The organism is Pseudomonas sp. BIOMIG1BAC, from assembly GCF_001705995.2.
Taxonomy (GTDB): Bacteria; Pseudomonadota; Gammaproteobacteria; order Pseudomonadales; family Pseudomonadaceae; genus Aquipseudomonas; species Aquipseudomonas sessilinigenes.
Map to the genome: position 1 here is coordinate 989579 of NZ_CP049045.1, position 22827 is coordinate 1012405.

Below are 22827 nucleotides of genomic sequence, written 5' to 3' on the forward strand. Positions count from 1 at the left end.
CCTGGAGAAACGCCATGTTCCATCGAATTGCATTACTGGTGTGTATCGCCTTGCTCAGTGCCTGTGCCACCGACCAGGTCAATCACGACTTCGATGCCAGCAGGGATTTTGGCGCCTACCGCAGCTGGAGCTGGAAGGAGCCAGCCCTGCAATACCGTCCCAATGATCCGCGGATCGAAAGCGACCTGACCGAGCAGCGCATCCGCCAGGCCGTAGCCGAGCAGCTGGACCAGCGTGGCCTGCGCCCGGCACCGGCGGGCGGGCGCGCCGACCTGAACGTACAGGCCTACCTGATCGTCGAGGACCGCCAGCAGCAGGTCACCACCAACTACGGTGGTGGCTGGGGTGGCCCGTGGAATGGCTATTGGGGCGGTCCGATGTACAACGAGACACGCAACATCACCTACAAGGTGGCGACCATCCAGATCGACCTGCTCGATGGCAAGGACGGCAAGCTGGTGTGGCGCGGCAGCGACGAGCAACTGCTCAGCAGTTCGCCCAAGCCCGCCGATCGCAGTGCTGCTGTGCGTGCCACGGTGACGCATATCCTGCAGAACTATCCGCCACGCTAGTTCCTGCAAGGGCGCTCGATTCGCCCAGCCGCCGGGTCCGGGCGGCTGGGCGAATCGCCGTCAGTCAGCCAAGCTGGCACCCTGCCAGCGTCGCGGCAGGCTCTTGACTACACTGCTGGCATCGATGGAGATAGCGCTCGGCCTGCGCGCCGGTAAAGGAGTGCCTCGATGTCTCCCCTCAAGCGGTTTTCCGGTCCGGCTCGCCAGCGCGGGGCCATTGGCCTGATGGCAGCGGTCACCCTGGGCCTGGCGTTGCTGTTGATGTTGCTGGTGGTGGATAGCGGTCGGTTGTACCTGGAGCAGCGCCGGTTGCAGCGGGTTGCCGACACCGCGGCCCTGGAAGCCGTCAGCCGTGGCGGCACTTGCCAGGCGGGCCTGACGGCCGCTGCCTATGCCGGGCAGAGTGCGGCGCGCAACGGCTTCAGCGTGGCGCCGGGCAGTACCCTGGCCGCCAGCTGCGGGTTCCTGACGACCGGCGCCAACAACCTGCGCAGTTTCAATGTCGACCCTACGCAATCGGCCGCTGTGCGAGTGGTGGTCAGCAATACCGTGCCCATCAGCGTGGCGGCGGGTATTGTCGCGCTGTTTTCCCCGGGGCCGACCAACCTCACCACCCCGTTGAGCGCTACGGCGGTCGCCGCGGCGCCCTTGCCGACCGTGGCACAACTGAGCATCCAGAGCACCCTGGGGACGGTCAGTACCGCGCAGTCGAGCATTCTCAACCCATTGGTGGGAGGCCTGCTGGGAGGCAGCCTGACCCTCAGTGCGGCAGGCTGGAACGGCTTGCTCAATACCAACATCAACTTGCTCAGCTATCTGAACCAGTTGGCGATCAACCTCAATGTGGCGGCGGGCAACTACACCCAGTTGCTCAATACCACCACGACCCTGACTCAGCTGATCCAGGCGGCCATCACCGTGGTCCAGGCCAATGGCGCCACGGCCGACATACTCACGGCCCTGGGCAACCTGCAGATCGCCGCTCTGAATGCGGTACCGCTGAAGCTGGGGGACATCCTGCAATTGCAAACCGGACTGCCCACTACCGCCCTGGATGCCAGTGTGCAGTTGTTCCAGTTGCTGCAGGCGATGATCCAGCTGTCCAACAGCAATAGCGCGGTGGCGGCGACGGTGCCGATCAATGTCCTGGGCCTGGCCAACATCACCGTGAAAACCAAGGTCATCGAACCACCGCAGTTGTCCGCTATCGGCAACCCGGCACTGGCCAAGGCGAGCCCCCTGGGAGCCAATCGGATCTACGTGCGCACTGCGCAGATCCGAACCCTGGTGCAGATCAACCTGTCGCTGCCGCTGGTGTCGGGGCTGAGTTCGGCTGTGGGCAACCTGGTGGCGCCGCTGACGCCGGTATTGAACAGCCTATTGAGCTTGAACCTGGTGCAGACCCTGGGCTCGGCGTTATGCCTGCTGGGCGCTGGCTGCGAGCAGCTGTACCCCAATCTGGCGCCGTCCTCGGAGATCGATCTGAGCCTGGATGCCGGTGGCGCAGTCGCCTACGTCACTGACTACAGCTGTCCGGTGAGCAACAGTGGAAGCAAAAGCCTGACTGTCCACACCGTCAGTTCCATTGCCGATTTGAAGGTGGGGCAGATCGATCCGACCAATGCCTTCTCATCGTCCGCCGAGCCCACAGTGACTCCCTTGCCGCTGGTGGACCTGGGGATTCGTACCTGCTACCAGTTCCTGGTCCTGCCGGGCCGTTGCGATCCAGTGGTGCATTATGCCGGTGGCGGCATCGCCATCATGGTCGATTCCAGTGTCGGGCAAAGTTCCCAGGATCTGGTGTATACCAGCACGACGGTCCCCTATCCGATACCGCCCAACCTAAAGCAGCCCCCCAGCTACCAGACCGCTGCTCCCACCAGCAATATTGTCAACAGCCTCGCGGGTACCTTGGCGGGTATCAACCTGGTGGTCTACAAGCCGGTCAACAACACTCCGTTGGGCAGCATCGTCACTGGCCTGGCCTCGGCCATCAGCGGCGTGAGCAATCTACTCATGCCAGTGATTACCGGGTTGTTGAGTCCGTTGCTGGACCCGCTGCTGAACAACCTGCTATCGGCCCTTGGCATCAACCTCATGGATGTCGAGGTCGGTGCCAACATGACCTGTGGCGACACCGGCAAGGCCTACCTGGTGATCTGATCCGCCGGGACTATCGGTAGCTCGATGCAGAAGCGCGCGCCTTCCTGGCCGTTGCTGACACTGAGGTGGCCCCCCATGTTCTCGATGATGCCGTAGCTCACCGACAGCCCGAGCCCGGTGCCCACGCCCACGGGTTTGGTGGTGAAGAAGGGTTCGAAGATCCGCTCCAGCAACCGTGGGTCGATACCGCCCCCGTTGTCCTCGACCCACAGGCGTATCCGTTGCTCGTCGCGCTGGCCATGGATGGCGATCCAGGGCTTGAAGTCATTCTGGGCCTCGCGTTTTTCCAGCAGGGCGTCCCGGGCATTCACCAGCAGGTTGATCAGGACCTGTTCCAGCTGGTCGACGAAACCCATGACCTGGACCTCGAAGCCCAGTTCGCTGATCCGCAGGTCCAGGCCCTTGCCGCGCATGCCTTCGGCCATCAGCGACAGGGTGCCCTCGATGGCCTGGGCCGGATTGAAGGGTCTCTGCTCGACTTCCGAACGCCGGCCGAATACCCGCATGTGATCCACCACCCTCGCTGCCCGCTGGACCTGGGCATCGATGCGGTTGAGCTTGTCGGTCAGGTAGTCGATCTGGATATCGCCGTTACCCAGGCGCTTGAGGACGTTGACGATGGCCATGCGCATCACGTTCAGCGGCTGGTTGATCTCGTGGGCCAGCCCGGTGGCCATTTCCCCGAGGGTCGCCATCTTCGCGCTTTGCGTGAGCTGTTGCTGGGAGCGCCGGACTTCGGTGTTGTCGCGGCCTACGGCCTGGATCTCCAGCAGTTGCCCTTGCTCGTCGAACACTCCGCGATCGGACCACACCCACCAGGCATGTTCACGCCCGGGCAATTGCAGGCTGATTTCAGCGGTACTCACCGGGAACTCCGGGCTCAGCAGTTTGAGCCGGCGCTCGAAGCCTTCGCGCTGCTCGGCCGACAACCACTGCCCGAGGTTGCTGCCGGGCAGGTCCTGGGCAGCACATTCCAGGTAGGCCGCCAGCGGTCGGTTGCCAAAGGTCAGGGTCAGGTCCGGGCGGTAGCGGCAGATCATCGCTGGCGAGTCCTCCACCAGAATCCGATAACGCTCCTCGCTCTGGCGTACCTGCTCGGCGGCCAGGGTCGCCTCGGTGACATCCAGCCACAGGCCGACGGCCTCCACTGGCAAGCCCAGGTCGTTGCGCAGCAGCCTGGCCTCGTCCAGCACCCAATGGAAATTGCCTTGGCGGTCCTGCAGGCGGTAGCGGCTATGGACGCTGCCTTCGCGCAGCAACTGTCGGCAGCGTTGGAAGTACAGGTCGCGGTCATCGGGATGGATCCATTGCACCCACTGGCCGTCGTTGCAGTCCTCCAGGGTCCAGCCTAGCAGTGGTTGCAGACTGGCGCTGAAGAAGCTGGGCAACAGCGCCCCTTCGACATAACGCTGGACGTAGATCACTGCAGGCGAGCTGGCGATCAGGTTGTCCAGCCGGGCGTGGGCTGCCGCGGCCTGTTGTTGCTGGTTCTTGATATCGCTGATGTCCAGCATGAAGCCCACCAACCGCTGTTGCGCCCCGCGGCCCAGAGCCTGGCCCTGCAAGCGGTACCAGCGGGTGGCGACGCCTGGCTCGCTCTGGTGCAGGCGCACGCAGAGCAGCAGCGGCTTGCCCAGTTTCAGCTCCTGCAAGCGGCTGGCGAGTTCAGCGCGATCGGCTGGATGCATCAGCTCCAGCCAGGCCTCGACACCCAGGCGGGTATGCCCTTCGGGCAGGTCCAGGCTGGCGGCCAATTGACTGGCCAACTGGACCTCGGCGGTGTCCGCCAGTAGTTCCCACCAACCCGCGCCCAGCAGTCCCTGCAAGGCATCCAGGCGCTCCATCTGCAAGTGATTGCGGTACTCGCGCAAGCGCCCCAGCAAGGGGCCGGCCAAGGCTGCGGCCAGCATCAGCCAGTCGCGCTCGAGCAGGCCAGGGGCATGCTGCTGCACCGGGTAGTCGCCACACAGCAACCAGGCGGCGACGCCATGATCGTCGCGGTAGGGCACCAGGAGCCCCTCGCGGTGGGCGAAGATCCCTTGCAAGCGTGGGTGTTCGTTGAGCCCATGGATCTGGTTCAGGCGCAGTACGGTGTTGCCGCCCAGGCTGTCCAGGCCACTGCCCAGGGTCTGGCCGTCGTGCCAGAGCCGGGGCGCGTCATGGGCGTGATAGCAGCACTGGATCATCCAGCCCTGCTCCTGTTCGTCCAGCAAGGCCAGGCCGACGCAGGGTATGCGCCAGCAACGTGCGAGGTCGCCCAGTGCATCGTGCAGTACCTCTTGCAGGCGCGACATGGTGCACAGGCGCAATTGTTCGCTGACCTGGGCTGCCAGCACCTGGCATTGCTCGCGGTTGAGGGTTTGCTGGCGCTGCTGGACCAGGTCACCGATGTCCAGCAGATGCAGGAGCCATTGCTCGCCCTGTCGCTGGACTCCACCGCGCAAGTACAGGGTCTTGCCGGCCAGGCCACGCAGTTGCAGGTCCAGTACTTGCCCGCTCCAGTCTGCAGGGCGGCCTTCCAGGGCCTGGGTGCTACCGGGCACTACGTAGTCGACCAGGTCGCAAGGTTCGGCGCTGGGCGGCAACTGGGCCAGGGCATGGCGCAGTTGCCCACTGCTGGCGAGGATCCGTCCCTGCTCATCCAGCACCAGCAGCAAGCCGATGCCCTGGAGCGCCTCGACTGGCGGGCGTCCTTCGCTCGATTGTGACGGGCGCGCGAGGAAACGCCCGAAAAGCTTGTCGCCAGGGTTCAAAATTGCAGGCTCGACTGGACGCTGAGGTTGTCGGGCAGGTTGGGCACCGGGCCGATCACCGGCAAGACCAGCTGGGGCACTACCCGGGTCAGCTTGCTGGTGGAGTAGTTCACCGTCACCGTCAGCACGCCGCTGTTGTAGACCGAGGAGTAGTCGGTGCTGGTGAAGTTGAAAGGCGCCGGAATCCACCCGGTCTGGGCTTGCACCACGCTGTTGGCGATGTTCTGTACCGTGGTGCCATAGTTGGGCGTGTTGGGGTCGACCTTCAGGGCCTGGCGCAGAGCCTCGGCGGTGGCCTGGTGGAAGGATTGCATCATCAAGAGCGGCACGCTGTAGCTGACCAGGCCGTAGAACACCGCGAAAAAGATCACGAAGACCACCGCGAACTCGATCGCTACGGCGCCTTTCTGCTTTCTAGGGAGGCCCAGTTTCATGAGTGCGTCTACCCTGACAACCACTATGTCCATTGAGCATAGGATCATTCCGCTGAAAGGGACTGTTCTGGCTGATGCATTTCTTGGTTTTGTGGTTCTGGTTGGCAATTTGTGCGCTGCAGGACCTGCACCAGCGGCATATCGCCAATCCCCTGACCCTGGGGGCCGCATTGCTGGCGGCGCTGTACCTGTCATGGACGGGCAGTAGCTGGCTGGGGGGCTCAGTTTCCGAAGCCGGCTGGGCATTCGTGCTGGCCCTGCTGCTGACCCTGCCCGGTTACGCCATGGGCAAGATGGGGGCCGCGGATGTGAAGCTGATGGCGGCCCTGGGCCTGGCCTCCGATATCCCGCATCTGCTGGGGGCGTTCATTGGCGCGGGATTGTTCACGGCGTTGTGGTGGCTGCTGGTTTCCTGGCTCAAGGCACCACGGAAACAGGAGCTTGGCCCGCCTGCGCCAGAGGGTGCTTTGAACTCGTCAAAAAAATATCCATTTGCCCCTTTTGTCCTGGCCGGAATGGTCTTAACTGTCATCGTGCTCCATTAGTCGCCAGGCCGATTAATGCTATGTACATAGTCGGAAAGTAGGTCTAGGTTTTAGCTCAACGGCCTGGATTATGCGAGACATCACAAGGAGTGGCCGGTCGGCGCCGGGCCCGCACGGAGTAACACGTGAACAAGCTCACCTCACCGATGAAAGTGCTCGTGGTCGACGATCAACCGCTGATCGTCGAGGAGCTCTGCGAGTTCCTGGAAAGCAGCGGTTATCGCTGCGTGCCTTGTGAGTCCAGTCGCCAGGCGCTGGATAGCTTCAACAAGGACCCGGATATCTCCCTGGTGCTTTGCGACCTGCACATGCCTGGCCTGGACGGCATCCAGCTGGTGCAGGAGATGCAGCGGCTCGCAGGCAAGCAGCGGGTATTCGAAGCCATCATGCTCACCGGCCAGTCCGACAAGCAGGATGTGATCAAGGCCCTGCGTGCAGGCATCGCCGACTACTACCAGAAGCCCATCGACCTGGATGAGCTGCTTGAAGGCCTGCAGCGCCAGGAAGTGGCCCTGCAGGAGCGGCAGAAGAACCTGCAACTGGGGCAACTGAACCAGAAGCTGCAATTTCTCTCGGAGTCCATCGACGACCTCTACCAGGACCTGGACAAGGTTCGCCGCTCGCCTGAGGCCAGCCAGCCCCAGGATTCCTCGGGCGAGCAGGGCATCGATACCGACGCTATCGAGATCCCGGCGATCTTCAACCAGCTCTCGCCCCGGCAGTTGGATGTGGCCCGTCTGGTGGGCAAGGGCCAGACCAACTATCAGATCGCCTGCGAGCTGGGGATTACCGAGAACACCGTCAAGCTCTATGTGTCCCAGGTACTGCGCCTGACCCATATGCACAACCGCACGCAATTGGCCCTGGCCTTGTCGCCCAGCAGTTCGGGTTTACGCCAGCGGGTGACGGCGCACTGATCGCAAGAGGCGGTGACCGACGTGTCGCCGCCCGTGCGCCAGGCCTACTTCTTGACCTCCACCTTGCCTCCGGCATCCGGGTCGTAGAAATCCGGAATCTCGTACCGATACTTCTTCAGCCAGCGCTGCAATGCCAGCTCCCGCTCGGTGGGCGTTGCCGTTTGTGGTTGCGGCGAGGCCGCCAGGTTGCGGCTTTGCAGCAACAGCCAGCCTTCGGTTTCCTGCTGCTGGGGCGAGGCCGGGCCGGCATCGATGGCTTGCGCCAGCAATGGCAGCGCCAGCAGGAGGGGGCAGCAGAGCATGGACAGTTTCATCATCAGTGCTCCTGGGTGGAGGTGGCGGCAGCCTGTAGAGGGGGGGACCCGCTAGCGACCTGGGTACCCTTGGCCGTTGTCTTCGACGGCACCTTGAGTTCTTCGGCGCGTGCCTGGGCCTGGGCGAATTGCTGTGGTGTGAGGCCAGCCTGGCTGACCACTTCGGAAGCTTGTTTCCAGTTGTCCTGATAGAGCAGCAGGGTCACCAGGTTCATGGCGGCCAGGGGGTAGGATTGCTTGAGCTCGATGGCGGTGAGGAACTCGAAACGTGCGTCCTCAAGACGCAGTTGATTGAGGTAGACCACGCCCAGGTCGTTGCGGATCTTCTCGTCGGTGGGCGCCAGCTTCGAGGCCCGTTGCAGATGGGCCTGGGCCAGGCCGTTGTCGCCCCGGGCGGCCGCCAGCTGGCCCAAGCCGTGTTCGCCTTCGGCGGCCAGGCATGAATTGAGCAGGCTGCGATACAACGGCTCGGCTTCACTACGGCCCAGCAAACGGTAGACCCGTGCCTTGCGTACCCTGACTTCGGCGAGGTTCTCCGGCAGGTTTTGCAGGTTGGCCAGGCCTGCATGCAGCTTGCCGTCGTTGACCATTTCATCGGCCAGGTTCACCGCCAGTTCCTGCTCGGAACTGAGCTTGGCGCAACTGGTGGAGCTGGTCAGGGTGGCCCACGGCGCCTGGCCGTTGCTGGCGCATCCGCCGAGCAGCAACAGGCCGGCGACGACTATCAGTGCTTTCATCAGGTTCCCTCTAGGAAGCAAAGGCCCGGACAATGGCGGTGAAGCCCGGTCCGGCCAGGACGATCAACAAGGCGGGGAAGAGAAACAACATCATCACCACCGACATTTTGGCCGACATTTTCGAGATGTATTCCTGCAGGCGTGTCAGGCGCCGGTCGTCCAGCAACTGCTTGAGTGCCTGCAAGGACTTCATCGCGCCGCCACCCTGCAGGATCAGTTGCTGGAGAATCACACAGGTATCGGTGAACTCATCCACCGCCAGCAGGGTCGCGGTCTGGTTCAACTCCTGGCCCAGCTCCAGGCCCGAGTCGACCCGGGCCAGGATCAGGCGCAGTTCATGGGTCAGCTCCGGCAAAAGCTTCTGGGCTTCGCTGCCCAGCACCCGCAGGGCTTGTTCCACGGCCATGCCCGACTCGAACAGAATGCGCAGCAGCGGAATGAAAGTGGAGATCTCCAGGGCGATCTGTTTTTGCCGCCGCTGGGCCGCATAGGCCAGGGCGCGTTTGGGCAGCAGGTAACCGGCGCCGGCGGCGAGCATGGGCAGCAGCCATTTGTTCCCGGCCTGGGGGTAGGCCACTTCCTGGACGAACAGCACCAGGCAGACGGCCACCAGCGGCGTGGCCAGTTGCAGGGCGGCAAACAGCGAGCGCTGGTTGGCACGGCGCCAGCCCAGCCGATTGAGGAGGGTCTGGGTCTCGCTGTCCATGCTCACCGTGCGCTGGCCGAAGCGGCTCTCGCCCAGCTGGCGTAGCCAGCTGCGCAAGCGGCTGTCACGGGTCATGTGGCCTTGCAGCCGCTGGGCGACCTGGCGTTCGCGCCGACGTTGTTCCAGCAGCAGGTTGCCGAGCAGGAGCAGGGCCCCCAGGAACAGCAGTGCCGCTGCCAGTAGAAGCATCTCAGATACTCCTCAGCATGCGCCAAAGGGCCAGGCAGCCGAAGACCTGCAGGGCCACGGCGGCGATCAGCATCTTCTGTCCACCGGAGTCATGCCACATGCCAAGCATGTAGCTTGGATTGGTGAGCATGAAGTAACCCACCAGGAGCAATGGCAGAAGCCCCAGAACCCAGGCCGTCATGCGGGTTTCCCCGGTCATGGCGCTCAGTTGCCGCGCACCTTGCTCGCGCTCGCGGATCAGCTTGATGAGGTTCTCCAGCAGTTCGCTGGCGTTGCCGCCGTAGCGATGGTTGACCTTCAGCCCCAGGGCGAACATGCGCAGTTCATCCTGCTCGTAGAACTCGGCGAAGTCGCTGACTGCCTCCGGCAGGTTGACCCCCAGTTGCACGTTGCGCTGTATCCGGCCCATGGCTCCCTTGAGCGGGTCGTTGCTGGAGTCGATGGCTCCCAGTACCGCATCGGCCAAGGTGCGTCCGGACTTCAGGCTACGCACGCTGTGATCGAGCAAGGGGGGTAACTGTTCGATCATGCGCTTGAGCCGACGCTGGTACAGCCAACTGATGTACAGGCGCACCAGCAAGGGGGGCAGGAAGATCCCGGCAAGCAACCCGAACCACTGGGCCAGCCAATAGCCCAGCAACATGAGCATGGCCCACCCGGCCAGCCACAGCCCCAGGCGCTCGCCGGGCTGGCCGAGGCCGGCGCGGGCAAAGGCGCGTTCCAGGCCGCTCCATGAACTGCGCTGGGGGGCCGGGTCCGGCTGTCCCTGGGCAAGCCGCTGGAGCACCCGCTCACGCTCGGTCTTGCGCACCCCGTGATAGAACATCCAGCCGGACAACCCCAGCAGGAGCAGGCAGATCAAGGTAAGCAGCAGACCGATCATGGGCCACCTCGCCGGTTCAATTGACGCCCAGGCCGATCTCGCGGCGCAGTTTGTCTCCCGCCGGGTTCATGGCCTCGCGCAGGAACCCGAAACCGCTGCGCCGATCCAGGCGGAACAGGGTATTGGTGACATAGATGTCGTCGCGCAGGCCTACCACCTCCACGACTTCGCTGACACAGCGCCGGCCATCGGGCATGCGGGTCAACTGGATCACCACATCCAGGGCCGCGCAGATCATTTGCCGCAAGGTGCGCTCGGCCACATGACGCCCGGTCAGGCCCACCAGGGTCTCCAGTCGCAGCAAGGCATCCTGGGCATTGTTGGCGTGCACCGTGCTCATGGAGCCGTCGTGGCCGGTGTTCATCGCGGTCAGCACATCCAGCACTTCGACGCCGCGAATCTCGCCGAGGATGATGCGGTCCGGGCGCATCCGCAGGGCGTTGCGGATCAGGTCGCTGGCCTTGACCTCGCCATGGCCTTCGGCATTCGGCGGGCGGGTTTCCAGGCGGACCACATGGGGATGGCCCAGTTGCAGTTCGGCCACGTCCTCGATGGTGACCAGGCGTTCATAGGGATTGATCAGTTGGCTGAGAATGTTCAGCAAGGTGGTCTTGCCGGTGCCGGTACCGCCGCTGATGAGGATGTTGCAGCGCTTGCCCACCGCGTCCTGGAGAAACTCGAAGATCGCCAGGTCGATGGTCTGCATGGCGATCAGGTCGCTGCTCTTGAGCATGTCCTTGCGGAACTTGCGGATCGACAGGCAGGGGCCGTCCAGGGCAATGGGCGGGATGATCGCATTGACCCGGCTGCCATCGGGCAGGCGGGCATCGACCATCGGCGAGGATTCATCGAGGCGGCGGCCCAGGGGCGCAAGGATGCGTTGCATGACCCGCTCGACGTGATGCGCATCGATGAAGCGCAGGTCGCTCTGGTGCAGGACCCCGTCACGCTCGACGAAGACCCGATGCGGGCCGTTGACCAGGATCTCGGTCACCGCCGGGTCGCGCAGCAGCACTTCCAGGGGACCGAAACCGGTCAGCTCATCGACGATTTCTTCCGCCAGCCGCTCCATTTCATAGCGGGAAATGGCCAGGTGCATGCGCGCGATGTACTCCGCCACCTTGTCGGTGACGAACTGTGAAAGGTTCTGCCGCGAGCTTTCCAGCAGGTTTTTCCCCGACTCTTCGATGGCATCGATGATGTAGCGATGCAGGACCAGCTTCAGGCCCTCGTGGTCGCTGTTGCCGGTGCCCGAACGGTTTGGGGCACCAAAGAGTTTCTCGCCGCTCATCGGCCCCCCATGATTCGGTTGAGCCAGCCCGTCTTGGGCGCAGGCAGCCCCTGGGAACGCTTGGCCAAGCGTTCGCCCAGGGTTCGCAGGCTTTGCGTCAGGCTGTCGCGCGGCGCCAGTTCGAACAAGGTGACGCCCTGGTTCTTGGCATTCAGGCGCAGCTCTGGGCTGTAGGCCAGCACGGCGATCACCTCCAGGCCGAAGGTCTTGCCCAGGGTGTCGGAGTCCGGGGCCACGGCACGCAGGTAGCGGTCCACCAGAAGACGTGCGTGCTCAAGCTTCATGCCTTTTTCCCGCCAGCGGTTGAGCACCTCCAGGTTGCGCCGGCAGTCGAGAACGTTCTGGTCGGTGCACCAGATCAGCTTGTCGCAGTGGCTGACGAAGGTGCGCAGGGCTTCGCTGTCCGGCTGCCCGACGAGGTTCACCACAATGTGCTGGAAGTGCTGGCGCAGGGCGCTGAGCAGCATGTACAGCTCTGCCGCGCTGGTGTGTTCCAGGGGCTCGTCGTGGTTAGCGTAGGCGAGGATGCGCAGGCCGGCCTCGGCGCTGGTGAACGCACTGTCGATCAGGGTGGCATCCAGGCGACGCAGGTGGCGCAGGGCGTCGCCGAAGTGGAACGAGCTTTCCAGCCCCAGCAGGGCCAGGCTATCGCCCCGTGGCAGGCCCAGGTCCAGCAGCAGGGTCTGCTGCCCGCTCTTTTGCACCACCAGCGCCATATGCCCGGCCAGCAGCGCACCATCGCCGTCGCCCTGGACGCCATAAAGCACGGTCAGCCCGCCTAGCTGGGTATTGGGCGTGACCGCTGGCAGGCGCTTGCTCAGGCGTCGGACCAGCCCGGCGACTTCGCTGGAGCGCGAACCATAGGCGACAAAGTCCCTGGCGCCGGCGCGCATGGCATTGAGGACCAGCTGGTTGTCCATGCCATCGCCGAGGGCAACGATCGCCAGCATCGGCTTGGCCTCCAGGGCGCCTTCGATCAGCGCGGCCTGGGCCACCACATGCTCGCGGTCCAGGCCAATGAACACCAGGTTGGCGAAGGTCACGTCCACCAGGGCCAGCAGTTCGTCCAGGCTGCCGTCGGCCCCCACCACCTGGCCCAGGGGGGCAAGGGCGCCTTGCAGCCACTCCAGGTCGGTGCTGTTGCGGGTGATGGCAAGGAAGGTCTGGCTCAGGTTCTGGTTCATTGCGACAGCCCACTGCGCTTGTCGAAGTTGCCGTTCTCGAGAAGGAACATGCGGTAGAAGTTCGGATCGTAGTTGCGCAGGCGCTCACCGGGCAGGGAGGGCAGCTTGGCGTCGGCCGCCAGTGGCTGGACCAGGTGCGGAGTGACCACCATCAGCAACTCGCGCTCTTCGCGATTGATCGTGCTGTCGCGGAAAAACGCGCCGAGTACCGGTATGTCTCCCAGCCCCGGGAATTTGTTCACCTGGGAGCTGTTGCGAGTGCTGATCAAGCCACTGATGACGAAACTCTCGCCATCGGCCAGGGAGATGCTGGTGTCGGTGCGGCGGATGGTCAGGGCCGGTACCTGGGCCCCGGCGATGCTCACGACGTTGCTGTAGTCCAGCTCGCTGACCTCGGGGGCGACCTTCAGGGAGATGCGCTTGCGGTCGACGATCGTTGGCGTGAGGGTCAGGCGAATGCCGAACTCCTTGTACTCGATGGTCACGCTGTTGCTGCCGGTGCTGGGGACTGGAATGGGGATTTCACCGCCGGCGAGAAAGCTCGCGCTCTGGCCACTGAGGGCCACCAGGGAAGGGCGGGCCAAGGTATAGGCGAAACCACTGCCCTCCAGGGCGTTGATCAGGGCCAGTACCCGGCCATTGCCGATGCCGATGTTGAAGGAGTTGTTGTTCAGCGGAATGTTGGTGCGTGCGCCACCGAAGGTGGGGGGAGTGCCCGAGGAGGTGCCGCCGCTCGTTGGTGCAGTACCAGGCGAACCGAACAGGAAGTTGTGCCCGCGGCCGAAGATCGAGACGCTGGCCTCCTTGAGCTTGGTGCGGCTGACTTCGACGAAGCGGATATCGGTCTGTACCTGGCTGGGCATCAGCGGATCGTCGCTGTCCGGCAGGGTGGAACCGCTCATTTGGGTGCTGGCCCGGCCCTGGACGAACACCATGCTCTGGCGTGGGGTAGTGGAGCAGGAGGTCCAGACCATCAGGCTGGTAGCCCCCGCTCCCATGCCGGTGAGCAGGAAGGCCTTGTTGCCGGTGGCTTGGACGTCGGCGATCTTCGGATCGCCAACCGCCAGCCGAGTGATCGCCACCGCAGACTGCAGTTCCTGTTGCATGCCTTCGCCGACTTCCAGTACCGCCGGCAATGGTGGCAGGCCCGAGCACCCTGTTGCCGGGGCGGCCAGGACCTGGCCGCAAAACAACGGGCCCAGGCTCAAGGTCAGCAGTACGGTGAAGGTCGGGATGGAGCGACTGCGCATGTAGTACATCCTTGCTCGATCAGGGGGTCTGTTGGGTGACCTGGTTGCCGCGGATCACTTCCACCGCCGGCCGCGTGCCTGCGCCCGCGGCCCCTGGGCTGCGCGGTGCACTGCCCAGGGCCAGTTGGGTGAACTGGAACAGGTTGCTGTCGGCAGCATCCAGATGCTCGATCGCCTCTTCGCTACCGGCCCAGTAATGGGCCAGGCGCTGCTCTTCGCTGCTGCGTACCGCCAGGCGCAGGACGCCGACCTGGGTGGCCAGCATCATTCGGCTCAGGAGCTGTTCGGGGACGGCCAGGACCACGGTGCGAGCATTGATCCGACGCTGGTCCTGCTTGAGCTTTTCATCGTTGTTCAGGGCGGGCGAGGCGGGCTGGCCGTCGTTGGTCAGCCCGAGCTGATCGCCCACGGCCAGCACCCGCATGGCCGGCACCGCGATCTGCGCCGATTGTTGCGGGTTGGCACTGTCCTGGCGCAGGAACAGCAGCACATCGACGTAATCGCCCGGGCTCAGCTGCCCTGCCGCGCCGATCACCTCGTCCACCGCCACGGCCAGGGCGCGTTCGTCGCTGTGGATCATTCGGGCCAGGGCTCCGCCCGTGGCGAAGCTCTGCTCATTGAGCCAGGTCCCGGCACTCAATTGCCGCCATGGGGTGCGTCCCACCGCCTGGTTGATGGCACTCAGGCTGCCGGGCGGCGCGGTGCGCAGTTTTTCCAGCGCCAGATCCGTGGCGGCCAGGGGGACGAAAGGGGGTACGTCGTGCACCAGTACCACGACCGGTTGGCGGGTCTGGTCTTCGGTGCTGGACACGGTGGATTCGACGACATTGGGAGCGACTGGTTGTGCTTGCACGGGGGCGGGTTCGGGCTGGCGACTGAGCACCAGGCCCCAGTAACCGAAAAACACTGCAGCCATCAGTAGAAGCCCTGCCAGAGCCATGGTGACGCGACTGTTCATGAAGGCTCTCCCTTTCCTACTGCGCCACCGGCCCGTGATTCCAAACGCGTTAACTTCGCAATCAGGCAGCTATGAACATGCAACTATTTCGCTATGTGAAGGTAGTAGAGCTAGGACGAAATGCCATTAACTGGCCAAAAAATTGCGAACAAAAGTAGGAGGCTCTCAATTGTGGTTGTACTTTTGGCGTCTTCTTCCAATTAATACTTAGTGATTAATCAGTTCTTACAGTTGCTGGGTGGTGGTTTGTTGACAATGCTCAAATGGCATTGGGAGTTCTATCCCGGTGCCATTCCGTCGGCGCCGTCTGGCGCAAAGGAGAGCTAGGATGATCCTTCAATATTTGTGGCTCAGGGCGCGCCTGTTTTTTGACCGCACCGAAGGTGCCTCGGCCATCGAGTACGCGATCGTGGTCGCCATGGTCGCCGTGATGGTGGTGGCGTTCGTGACGCCGTTGGGTAACAGGGTACTTGCCATCTTCAACAACATCCTGATCGCCCTTGGAGGCGCTGCTGTCACCCGCCCTGTTCCGTGAACCGGCGGTCAACTGCATGGCTGTCTAGTGTTGCAACCCCTGGCGGAGGTGCATGATGCTGCTTGAGTATCTTTTACTTCGTGCTCGACTGTTGCTGGCCCGTACCGAGGGTGCCTCGGCTATCGAATATGCGATCGTGGTGGCCATGGTCGCGGTGGTCGCGGTGCTGTTCGTTACCCCGATGGGCGACCGGGTCATGGCGATCTTCAACAATATTCTCGTGGCCATGGGAGGTGCTACGGTCACACGACCTGTACCTTGAGGCCTGCGATTGCACCTGCAGCGAAGGCCGCCAAATAGCCCGTTCAAGGTAAGTTTCATGAACACTCCTCCCACCCTACGCCAGCAACTGCTTCTTGTGGACGACGAAGAAGATGCGCTGATGGAGCTCGCCGAGTTGCTGGAAGGCGAGGGTTTCTGCTGCTTCACCGCGACATCGGTGAAGCTGGCCTTGAATCATCTCACCCGCCACCCGGACATCGCGCTGGTCATCACTGACCTGCGCATGCCGGAGGAGAGCGGCATGTCGTTGATCAAGCGCCTGCGTGAACACACTTCGCGCCAGCACCTGCCGGTCATCGTCATGTCGGGGCATGCCGACATGGACGATGTCAGCGACTTGCTGCGCCTGCAGGTGCTGGACCTGTTTCGCAAGCCGATCTACCACGTGCGCTTGCTGGAAACCCTCAACAATCTATTCCCCGAGCCGCGGCTACAAGTCGTCGGTCCCTGACCCGCTTGCCGGTACAGCTCCCGCCTGGCGGCCTGCTGTTTTCCGGTAGCAGCAGTCCATGTTGCAGATGTTCCTCGCAGGTAAAAAAAGACCCGCCGAAGCGGGTCACAGTCACGCAACTGTTCAGAGTTGATAGCTGAAGCTCAGGCTATAGCGCGGCTTGCGGTTGTAGGTGTCCAGGGCTTCGTCGGACAGGGCCTTGGCGGCCTCCAGGGCGATGTTGTAGTGCTTGGTATCGCCAAAGCGCAGGCCGAAGGCCGCCGATGACAGGCTGCTGCCCTTGACCGGTAGCTCGTTGAACCAGGTCTTGGCCCGGTCCAGGACCACATAAGGTTGTACGACCCTGACCCAGGGACCCTCTCGGTTGAAGCTGTAGTTCACTTCATAGGCCACGCCCCAGCCCTTGTCGCCGGTGGTCTGGTCATCGGGATAGCCGCGTGCGAAGTTCTGTCCACCAAAGCTGGCCCGCTCACTGTCAGGCAGGTTGTCCCGGCTCCAGTACAGGGCCCCGGACAGCACGCCTTGCCAGTTGTCGAGAAAGCGATTGCTCTGGACCCCGGCCAGGCGCACGCGGAAGAAGTCCAGGTCATAGAGGTCGTTGTTGGTCTTGGCGCCCATGCTATCGAGGCCACGGTACAGGCCGGCACTGAGAATCCTCAGCTGGCGCTGGTCGGACTTGCTCCAGTCGCCTTCCAGGGCCAGGGCGCGGATGTCGGTCTTCACGTCCACGCTCTGCGGGCTGTTGACCACCTTGTAGCGAGTCTTGTCGTTCACTGCATACAGGCGTGTGCCGAGGGTGAGCATTTCATTGGGCGACGCGATGAAGGGGTGGCTGACACCGATGGAGAAGCGATCGTTCTCGCGATGGGGTTCGAGTTCCAGGCCATTGTCCAGCTGCACGTTGCTGTGGGGCTCACTGCGATAACGTGCACCGTAAAGGCTCAGTTGCGTGCCCTCCGAGCCCAGCAACTGGCTGTAGTCCAGGCGGTAGTAGTGCTCCTTGTCCTTGCCCGGGGGAAACAGGCCGCTGAGGGTGAGTTGTTCGCCCAGGGAGGTCTGCGAGTTGCTGGAGGCCCCCACTAGGGCCTGCAGGCCATTGCGATTGTCCTGGGTACTGTTGAGTGTGGTGGTGAAGGGCTTGCGGCTGGCGGTCGCCACCAGCCGGGTGGCGCCGTCGGTGGTGCCCGGTGGTGGCACCACGGCTTGCAGCGTCACCCCGGGCACGCGGCTCATCAGGGTGGTGTAGCGCTCGAAGGTCTTGCGGGTCAACGGGCGCTCGGCCTTGAGCTTGGCCACCAGCTTGTCCAGGTAGGCCGACACCGGACCGATGTCGCCCTGTAGCTGGTAGTCCTTGACATAGCCTTCCACCAGCACCACCCGCAGCACGCCTTTGTCGAAGCTCTGCTGTGGCATGAAGGCATAGGAGAGCAGGTAACCGTCGTCCTGGTAGCGCCGGGTGATGCTGCGAGTGGCCTCGATCAATTGGGCGAGAGTGGTTTCATGGCCGATCAGAGGCTGGTAGATCGTCGCCAGCTGTTCCAGTGGGTAGATGGTGCCGCCCTCGATCTGCACCTGTCGTACGGTGACCTTGGTGCCCATGGTCAGCGGTTGTTGTCCCTGGGGGGCAGGCTGTTCGGGGAGCTGCAGTTTCGGGGTTGCCGGGCGATAGGCATCCACTGGCAGGTTGGGCGTGGGCAGGTTACGGATGCTGTCGTTGCTGTTGAGAAAGCGGGGAAGAGAGTCGGCATAGGCGCTTGAACAGCACCCGAGTAACAACAAGCTGGCCAACGTACGCATAGGACACTCCATGGTCGAACTGCGGTGGTGCTGGGAGCTCCCGCCCTAAATCTTTCGCTCGGTGCTGGAACCGAGGTTGACGCTAGGTTGCAGTGCTCCTGATAACAAAAAGGCGAGAGACTCTTCTGAATCCCTCGCCTTCAACCAAGCGTAGGCGCTGTAGGTGGGGCCGTCGAATCGGCCAGGTGCAAATTATTTTGAGGTGCCGCCCAGGGCTCCGGTCAGGCCGCCGACGACACCGCCCAGGCCGGTAGCGGCGCTGCCGTTGGTGGTGCCGGTGGCACCCAGGCCGCCCAGCAGGCCGCCACTGGTAGTGCCTCCACTGGGGGTGCCGCCGGTTACCAGGCCACCCACCGAGGCCACGGTGCTGCCCACCGCGTTCACGGTACCGCCCAGCGCGGCGCCGACTTGGTTGCCTCCGGTGCCGCCAGCGATAGCGGTGCCTACGTTACTGACCGCTCCACCCACTTGGCCCAGCAGGCCGTTGACCGGAGTACCGAGGCCGGTGGCCGCTCCGACTTGCTGGGTCACGCCGCTTACTTGAGTCGTGACCGGGTTCAAGGCTGCACCGACATTGGCGCCGACGGTGGCCAGTGGTGCAGTGGCTGCCAGGTTGGGAGTACCGCTGCCGCCCAATGCACCACCGACCGAAGCCACCAGGCCGCCGCCCGAGGCACCGGTGACGCCACCGGCGCTGACGGTACCGTTGGTGTTGCCGGCATTCAGGCCGTTGCTCAGGTTGGCCACTGCGCCACCCACGGTTTCCAGCAGGCCAGTGTTGCCACCGACACCCCCTGTACCGCCTGTGCCGCTGCCCGAGGTGCTTACATAGCCACCAGCGGCCCCGACTGCGGTGCTGGCATTGCTCAAGGTGTTGCCCAGCAGGCCGGTCACGGGATTGCCATTGCCCGCACCGGAGACCTTGCCACCGGTGGTGTCGACTGCCTGGGCCACGCCATTGAGCAGGCCGCTGACGGGGGTACCCAGGCCTGTAGCGCTGCCGACCTTGCCTGTCAGGCCTTCTGCCAGGCTGACCACGGGCACCAGGACCTTGTTGCCCACATCGTTGGTCAGGGTGCCTAGCGGGCCGCTACTGGTGGCCGTGCTCAGGGTGTTGCCGAGCATGGTCACTTGGGTGCCGACGCCTCCCAGGGCCGGTGCGACCCGGCTGACCAGGCCTCCAACCACCGGCACGCTTTGGGTGGTGGTGGCCAGTTTGCCGCTGAGGTCGGTGACACCGGTGCCGACGTCACTGACGACGTTGCCAGCGGTGGCAGTCGTGGTACTCAGGGCGTTGGGATTGGTGCCGAGTGTGCCCAGGCCATTGGTCAAGCCGCTGCCGACGCTGTCCACCACATTACCGGCGGTGTTGGCGGCGCTTTGCACTATTCCTCCTACTACCGGGGTACTGCCCAGGGAATTGCCCACGCCGCTGACGCCGCTACCTACGCCACTGACAGTGGTACCCAGGTCCGACACCAGGCTGCTGGTCGTCAGGGGGGTGCCTGTGCTGCCAGTGCCACCGCCCGTACCGCCGGTTCCGCCACCCGTGCCTCCGGTGCCGCCGCCAGTACCGCCGGTTCCGCCACCGGTGCCTCCGGTGCCGCCGCCAGTACCGCCAGTGCCGCCACCTGTGCCTCCAGTGCCGCCACCAGTACCACCGGTTCCACCGTCAGTGCCTCCGGTGCCGCCGCCAGTACCACCGGTTCCACCATCAGTGCCACCAGTGCCACCACCGGTCCCGCCGGTTCCACCACCAGTACCGCCCGAGCCGCCATCTGTGCCGCCGCTTGCGGCCGGGGATGAGGAGCTGCTGCCACCGCTCTTGTGGCCGCCACCGCCGCTGCAGCCTGCCAGGCTGAGGGTCAGGATCATGGCCAGGGCTGTTGCTGTTTTCCAAGCGAATTGAGTTTTCATGTCAGTTATCCCTTGCACCCGATACAACGGTTGTTGTTTTCGATAGCTCTCCAGTTCTTGTGCTGGAGATGTTTTCGTCCGTTGTCTAGATGAAAGGCCCGGGAGTAACTTTGAACAATTATGAACTTGGTATTAATGACTTATTTTTTTGAGCACCAGGGCTGTTGTAAAGGATTAGTCTTAAAGTGTTTTTAATGATGTATTTTGTTTAAAAGCCATTTAAAACAACATGTTGTATTTTCCTAAAAAAATAAAAGCCCGCATAAAACGAAAGTTATATACACACAATTAATAGTCATCCTTGCGGTTCTTCAATACCCCTGAAGCCTGCTGTCTGGTGCTCACTACCGCCTGCTTGTGGGCTCGAAGGCCTGGCCTATAATGCGCGCCCTAAAAACTCCAGGAGCTTGTGATGCCCAATCCCGTCTGGTGGCTGTTGTGCTTGCCGTTTGTCGCGGGTGCCTTCCTTGCCTTGCAAGCCGGTATCAATGGCCAGTTGGCCAAACAGGTCGACAGCGTGCTGGCTGCGGCCATGATTTCCTTCTTTGTCGGCACGATGGCACTGCTGGCGCTGGTGCTGCTGCAACGTGAGGTGCCGTCGCTCAATGCCCTCAAGGGTTTGACCTGGTGGCACTTGTGCGGCGGCTTGTTGGGGGCGTTCTTCATCACCGTTGCGGCGTATACCGGGCCACGGATCGGGGCCTTGCTGTTCATGGCACTGGTATTGGCCGGCCAATTGAGCATGGCCCTGGCTGTGGACCACTTTGGCTGGGTGGGATTTCGTGAAGCGCCGATCAGCCTCGGCAAGATTGCCGGATTGCTGCTGATCGTTGCCGGGGTGGTGCTGATCCGCCGCGGCTGACGGAGTTCAGGCAATCGGTTGCCAACCTCCTTGCATGTGCTGCAACTCGCCCTTGCCCAGCAGTTGCAGTTCGCCGCTGGACCCGGCGGCACTGGCCAGGAGCCGGAGCGGCGAGGGCAGCAGCACGGGCTTGATGAAGCGCACCGTGATCTCAAGGTTCGCTGTGGGCAGATGTTCCTGCAACGCCGCCAGGGTTCGTGCCTCGCTCCATAGCCCATGGGCGATGGCCTGGGGAAAACCGAACAAGCGGGTGCTCCAGGCGCTCAAGTGAATGGGATTGTAGTTGCCGGATACCTTGGCATAGAGGCGACCGATATCGTGTTCGGCCGTCCAGTGATCGGTTTCCAGCAGCCCCTGGTGGCTGGGCAGGGATAAGCCCGGCGGTTCTCCTGCCAGCTTGATGCCCCGGCAGAGGAATCGGCTCCGGGCTTCCCAGAGCGGGCCCAGCAGGTCGTCGATGCTGGTCACCAGGTCGAAGCTCGCAACCAGGCGCTTGCCGATGACCGAGTTGGCGAAGGCGAAGTCGATTTAACGATCGGACATGGAACGCACTCCGCAAGCTGGGGTTCAAAGAGTGGACCGCGAATGGCCCCGGGGTGTTCGCTCAGAGGCTTTGTCCTGCCGCTACCAGGGGAATACCTACGCTGCGTTAGGGGGGCAGCGCAGTAGCACTTACAAAACAAGGCGCTTTCCGTGACTTGGCTACGTCGCGTTGCGAGCATCGGCGGCAGTTGCCGCCCAGGTGCTCTGCACGCTCAAGGCGTGGCAGGACCCGCAATACTGCAAGACCCGGCTGGGGCTCGATGCGCTGCTGGGCGATATCGATCGTTCGCGGCTCAACGTCAAGGGCCGTTCCCTGGCGGCCGGTCACCCCTTTGCCGCCACGGGCGGGCGCATCGTTGCCAACTTGGCGAAGTTGTTGAGCGTGGCTGGCGGGACAGGGGCGCGGGTTGATTTCGATCTGTGCCGCGGGAGGGCAGGGCGTGACGGCGATCATCGAGCGTTGAAGGGTGTTGGTCTGCTTATTGACTGCATTGTAGAGGGGCGTTGATCGGCAGCTCTTTCCCGGCGTGGGAGGATTGCCGTATAACGAGTGACTTTCGCGTGTTTGGTAACAAGGGAACCAGAATAAAAGCTGATGAAGACTCCAAAACGCATTGAACCGCTGATCGAAGACGGTCTGGTAGACGAGGTGCTGCGCCCACTCATGAGTGGTAAGGAAGCAGCTGTGTATGTGGTGCGCTGCGGGAAGGAGATACGTTGCGCCAAGGTCTACAAGGAGGCTAACAAGCGTAGTTTCCGCCAGGCGGCGGAGTATCAGGAAGGGCGCAAGGTGCGCAACAGCCGCCAGGCCCGGGCGATGGCCAAGGGCTCCAAGTATGGGCGCAAGGAAGCCGAGGAGGCCTGGCAGAACGCCGAGGTGGCCGCCCTGTTTCGCCTGGCCAATGCCGGGGTCCGGGTACCCAAGCCGTTCGACTTCCTCGAAGGCGTGCTGCTCATGGAACTGGTGGCCGACGAGTATGGCGATGCTGCGCCACGCCTGAACGATGTGGTGCTGGAGCCGGAGCAGGCGCGTGAATACCACGCCTTCCTGATTTCCCAGATCGTGCTGATGCTGTGTACCGGCCTGGTGCATGGCGACCTCTCCGAGTTCAACGTGCTGCTGGGGCCGGAAGGACCGGTGATCATCGACCTGCCCCAGGCCGTGGATGCTGCCGGTAACAACCATGCCTTCAGCATGCTCGAGCGCGATGTGGGCAACATGGCCGCCTACTTCGGGCGCTTTGCCCCGGAGCTCAAGCGCACCCGCTATGCCAAGGAAATGTGGGCGCTCTACGAGGCCGGCACCTTGCATCCGGACAGTGTGCTCACGGGCGAGTTCGCCGAGGCCCAGGAGCAGGCGGATGTCGGTAGCGTGATGCGTGAAATCGAAGCGGCGCGTTTCGACGAGGAGCGTCGCCGGGCCGCTCGTGCGGAGGACGAAAGACCGCCGGGCAAATCCGACGAGCCACCGCCTCCGCCCTGGATGCAGTGACCCATGAAAAATCCGGCCCAGGCCGGATTTTTCATTTCTGCAGACCACCTTG

The 22827-nt window shown here is 63.2% G+C and carries 21 protein-coding genes and 2 pseudogenes; 10 read left to right on the plus strand and 13 right to left on the minus strand.

Going from position 1 to position 22827, the window contains the following annotated elements; all coding sequences use genetic code 11:
• The first annotated feature begins 14 nt into the window (after nt 1-14).
• Complete coding sequence (locus ATY02_RS04470) at nt 15-572, plus strand: DUF4136 domain-containing protein (RefSeq protein ID WP_068577149.1); 558 nt, start codon at nt 15-17, stop codon at nt 570-572.
• 168 nt (nt 573-740) lie between these two features.
• A complete protein-coding gene (locus ATY02_RS04475; protein WP_068577147.1) occupies nt 741-2735 on the plus strand; it encodes a pilus assembly protein TadG-related protein in 1995 nt (664 codons plus the stop codon).
• Here ATY02_RS04475 and ATY02_RS04480 read toward each other — a convergent pair.
• Complete coding sequence (locus ATY02_RS04480; RefSeq protein WP_068577146.1) at nt 2720-5488, minus strand: PAS domain-containing sensor histidine kinase; 2769 nt, start codon at nt 5486-5488, stop codon at nt 2720-2722. The two genes, ATY02_RS04475 and ATY02_RS04480, sit on opposite strands and share 16 nt — an antisense overlap.
• Complete coding sequence (locus ATY02_RS04485; RefSeq protein WP_068577145.1) at nt 5485-5922, minus strand: TadE/TadG family type IV pilus assembly protein; 438 nt, start codon at nt 5920-5922, stop codon at nt 5485-5487. Before ATY02_RS04485 ends, ATY02_RS04480 begins: the two co-directional genes overlap by 4 nt.
• Nucleotides 5923-5996: 74 nt before the next feature.
• Between ATY02_RS04485 and ATY02_RS04490 the strand changes: the two genes are divergently transcribed.
• Nucleotides 5997-6467, plus strand: coding sequence for a prepilin peptidase (locus tag ATY02_RS04490; RefSeq protein ID WP_068577142.1), 471 nt, complete (start codon nt 5997-5999; stop codon nt 6465-6467).
• A 125-nt stretch (nt 6468-6592) separates the two neighbouring features.
• Nucleotides 6593-7384 (plus strand): response regulator transcription factor, encoded by a 792-nt coding sequence (locus ATY02_RS04495; RefSeq protein WP_068577140.1) that lies wholly within the window; start codon nt 6593-6595, stop codon nt 7382-7384.
• A 44-nt stretch (nt 7385-7428) separates the two neighbouring features.
• Here ATY02_RS04495 and ATY02_RS04500 read toward each other — a convergent pair whose 3' ends face one another.
• Genes ATY02_RS04500 through cpaB form a run of 8 tightly spaced genes read right to left on the minus strand, consistent with a single transcriptional unit; the run spans nt 7429 to nt 14896 of the window.
• Nucleotides 7429-7701 carry a DUF3613 domain-containing protein gene (locus ATY02_RS04500; RefSeq protein WP_068577139.1) on the minus strand — a complete coding sequence of 91 codons (273 nt, stop codon included), beginning with the start codon at nt 7699-7701 and terminating at the stop codon, nt 7429-7431.
• Nucleotides 7701-8435 (minus strand): hypothetical protein, encoded by a 735-nt coding sequence (locus ATY02_RS04505; protein ID WP_068577138.1) that lies wholly within the window; start codon nt 8433-8435, stop codon nt 7701-7703. Before ATY02_RS04505 ends, ATY02_RS04500 begins: the two co-directional genes overlap by 1 nt.
• Before the next feature lie 10 nt (nt 8436-8445).
• Complete coding sequence (locus tag ATY02_RS04510; protein WP_068577136.1) at nt 8446-9330, minus strand: type II secretion system F family protein; 885 nt, start codon at nt 9328-9330, stop codon at nt 8446-8448.
• Nucleotide 9331: 1 nt separating this feature from the next.
• Nucleotides 9332-10213, minus strand: a complete 882-nt coding sequence (locus ATY02_RS04515) for a type II secretion system F family protein (protein WP_068577135.1) — start codon at nt 10211-10213, stop codon at nt 9332-9334.
• Nucleotides 10214-10229: 16 nt separating this feature from the next.
• Nucleotides 10230-11504, minus strand: coding sequence for a CpaF family protein (locus tag ATY02_RS04520; protein WP_068577132.1), 1275 nt, complete (start codon nt 11502-11504; stop codon nt 10230-10232).
• Nucleotides 11501-12688 (minus strand): AAA family ATPase, encoded by a 1188-nt coding sequence (locus ATY02_RS04525; protein ID WP_068577129.1) that lies wholly within the window; start codon nt 12686-12688, stop codon nt 11501-11503. Before ATY02_RS04525 ends, ATY02_RS04520 begins: the two co-directional genes overlap by 4 nt.
• On the minus strand, nt 12685-13938 hold the full coding sequence (locus ATY02_RS04530) for a type II and III secretion system protein family protein (RefSeq protein WP_068577127.1): 1254 nt from the start codon (nt 13936-13938) through the stop codon (nt 12685-12687). Before ATY02_RS04530 ends, ATY02_RS04525 begins: the two co-directional genes overlap by 4 nt.
• Nucleotides 13939-13957: 19 nt before the next feature.
• Complete coding sequence (gene cpaB, locus ATY02_RS04535; RefSeq protein WP_068577125.1) at nt 13958-14896, minus strand: Flp pilus assembly protein CpaB; 939 nt, start codon at nt 14894-14896, stop codon at nt 13958-13960.
• Between the two features lie 328 nt (nt 14897-15224).
• On the opposite strand from cpaB, the gene ATY02_RS04540 reads away from it, so the two are divergent.
• From ATY02_RS04540 to ATY02_RS04550, 3 genes are read left to right on the plus strand one after another with little or no spacing between them, the layout of a single operon-like run.
• On the plus strand, nt 15225-15431 hold the full coding sequence (locus tag ATY02_RS04540; RefSeq protein ID WP_068577124.1) for a Flp family type IVb pilin: 207 nt from the start codon (nt 15225-15227) through the stop codon (nt 15429-15431).
• A gap of 55 nt (nt 15432-15486) precedes the next feature.
• Nucleotides 15487-15693, plus strand: a complete 207-nt coding sequence (locus ATY02_RS04545) for a Flp family type IVb pilin (RefSeq protein WP_068577196.1) — start codon at nt 15487-15489, stop codon at nt 15691-15693.
• 57 nt (nt 15694-15750) lie between these two features.
• The gene (locus ATY02_RS04550) at nt 15751-16164 is read left to right on the plus strand and encodes a response regulator (RefSeq protein ID WP_068577121.1); all 414 of its coding nucleotides are present in this window, start codon (nt 15751-15753) and stop codon (nt 16162-16164) included.
• Between the two features lie 123 nt (nt 16165-16287).
• On the opposite strand, the gene ATY02_RS04555 is transcribed toward ATY02_RS04550, so the two are convergent.
• Complete coding sequence (locus ATY02_RS04555) at nt 16288-17961, minus strand: ShlB/FhaC/HecB family hemolysin secretion/activation protein (RefSeq protein ID WP_068577119.1); 1674 nt, start codon at nt 17959-17961, stop codon at nt 16288-16290.
• Nucleotides 17962-18153: 192 nt separating this feature from the next.
• Nucleotides 18154-19878: a collagen-like triple helix repeat-containing protein gene (locus ATY02_RS04560; RefSeq protein WP_068577118.1), complete on the minus strand. Its 1725-nt coding sequence runs from the start codon at nt 19876-19878 to the stop codon at nt 18154-18156.
• A 412-nt stretch (nt 19879-20290) separates the two neighbouring features.
• On the opposite strand from ATY02_RS04560, the gene ATY02_RS04565 reads away from it, so the two are divergent.
• A complete protein-coding gene (locus ATY02_RS04565; RefSeq protein WP_068585498.1) occupies nt 20291-20740 on the plus strand; it encodes a DMT family transporter in 450 nt (149 codons plus the stop codon).
• 6 nt (nt 20741-20746) lie between these two features.
• On the opposite strand, the pseudogene ATY02_RS04570 reads toward ATY02_RS04565, so the two are convergent.
• Nucleotides 20747-21223, minus strand: a pseudogene (locus tag ATY02_RS04570) (MaoC/PaaZ C-terminal domain-containing protein); the annotation flags it as partial.
• Between the two features lie 244 nt (nt 21224-21467).
• On the opposite strand from ATY02_RS04570, the pseudogene ATY02_RS04575 reads away from it, so the two are divergent.
• Nucleotides 21468-21747: pseudogene (locus tag ATY02_RS04575) on the plus strand (acetyl-CoA C-acyltransferase); the annotation flags it as partial.
• 131 nt (nt 21748-21878) lie between these two features.
• Nucleotides 21879-22775, plus strand: coding sequence for a PA4780 family RIO1-like protein kinase (locus ATY02_RS04580; RefSeq protein WP_068585493.1), 897 nt, complete (start codon nt 21879-21881; stop codon nt 22773-22775).
• Nucleotides 22776-22827 lie beyond the last annotated feature (52 nt).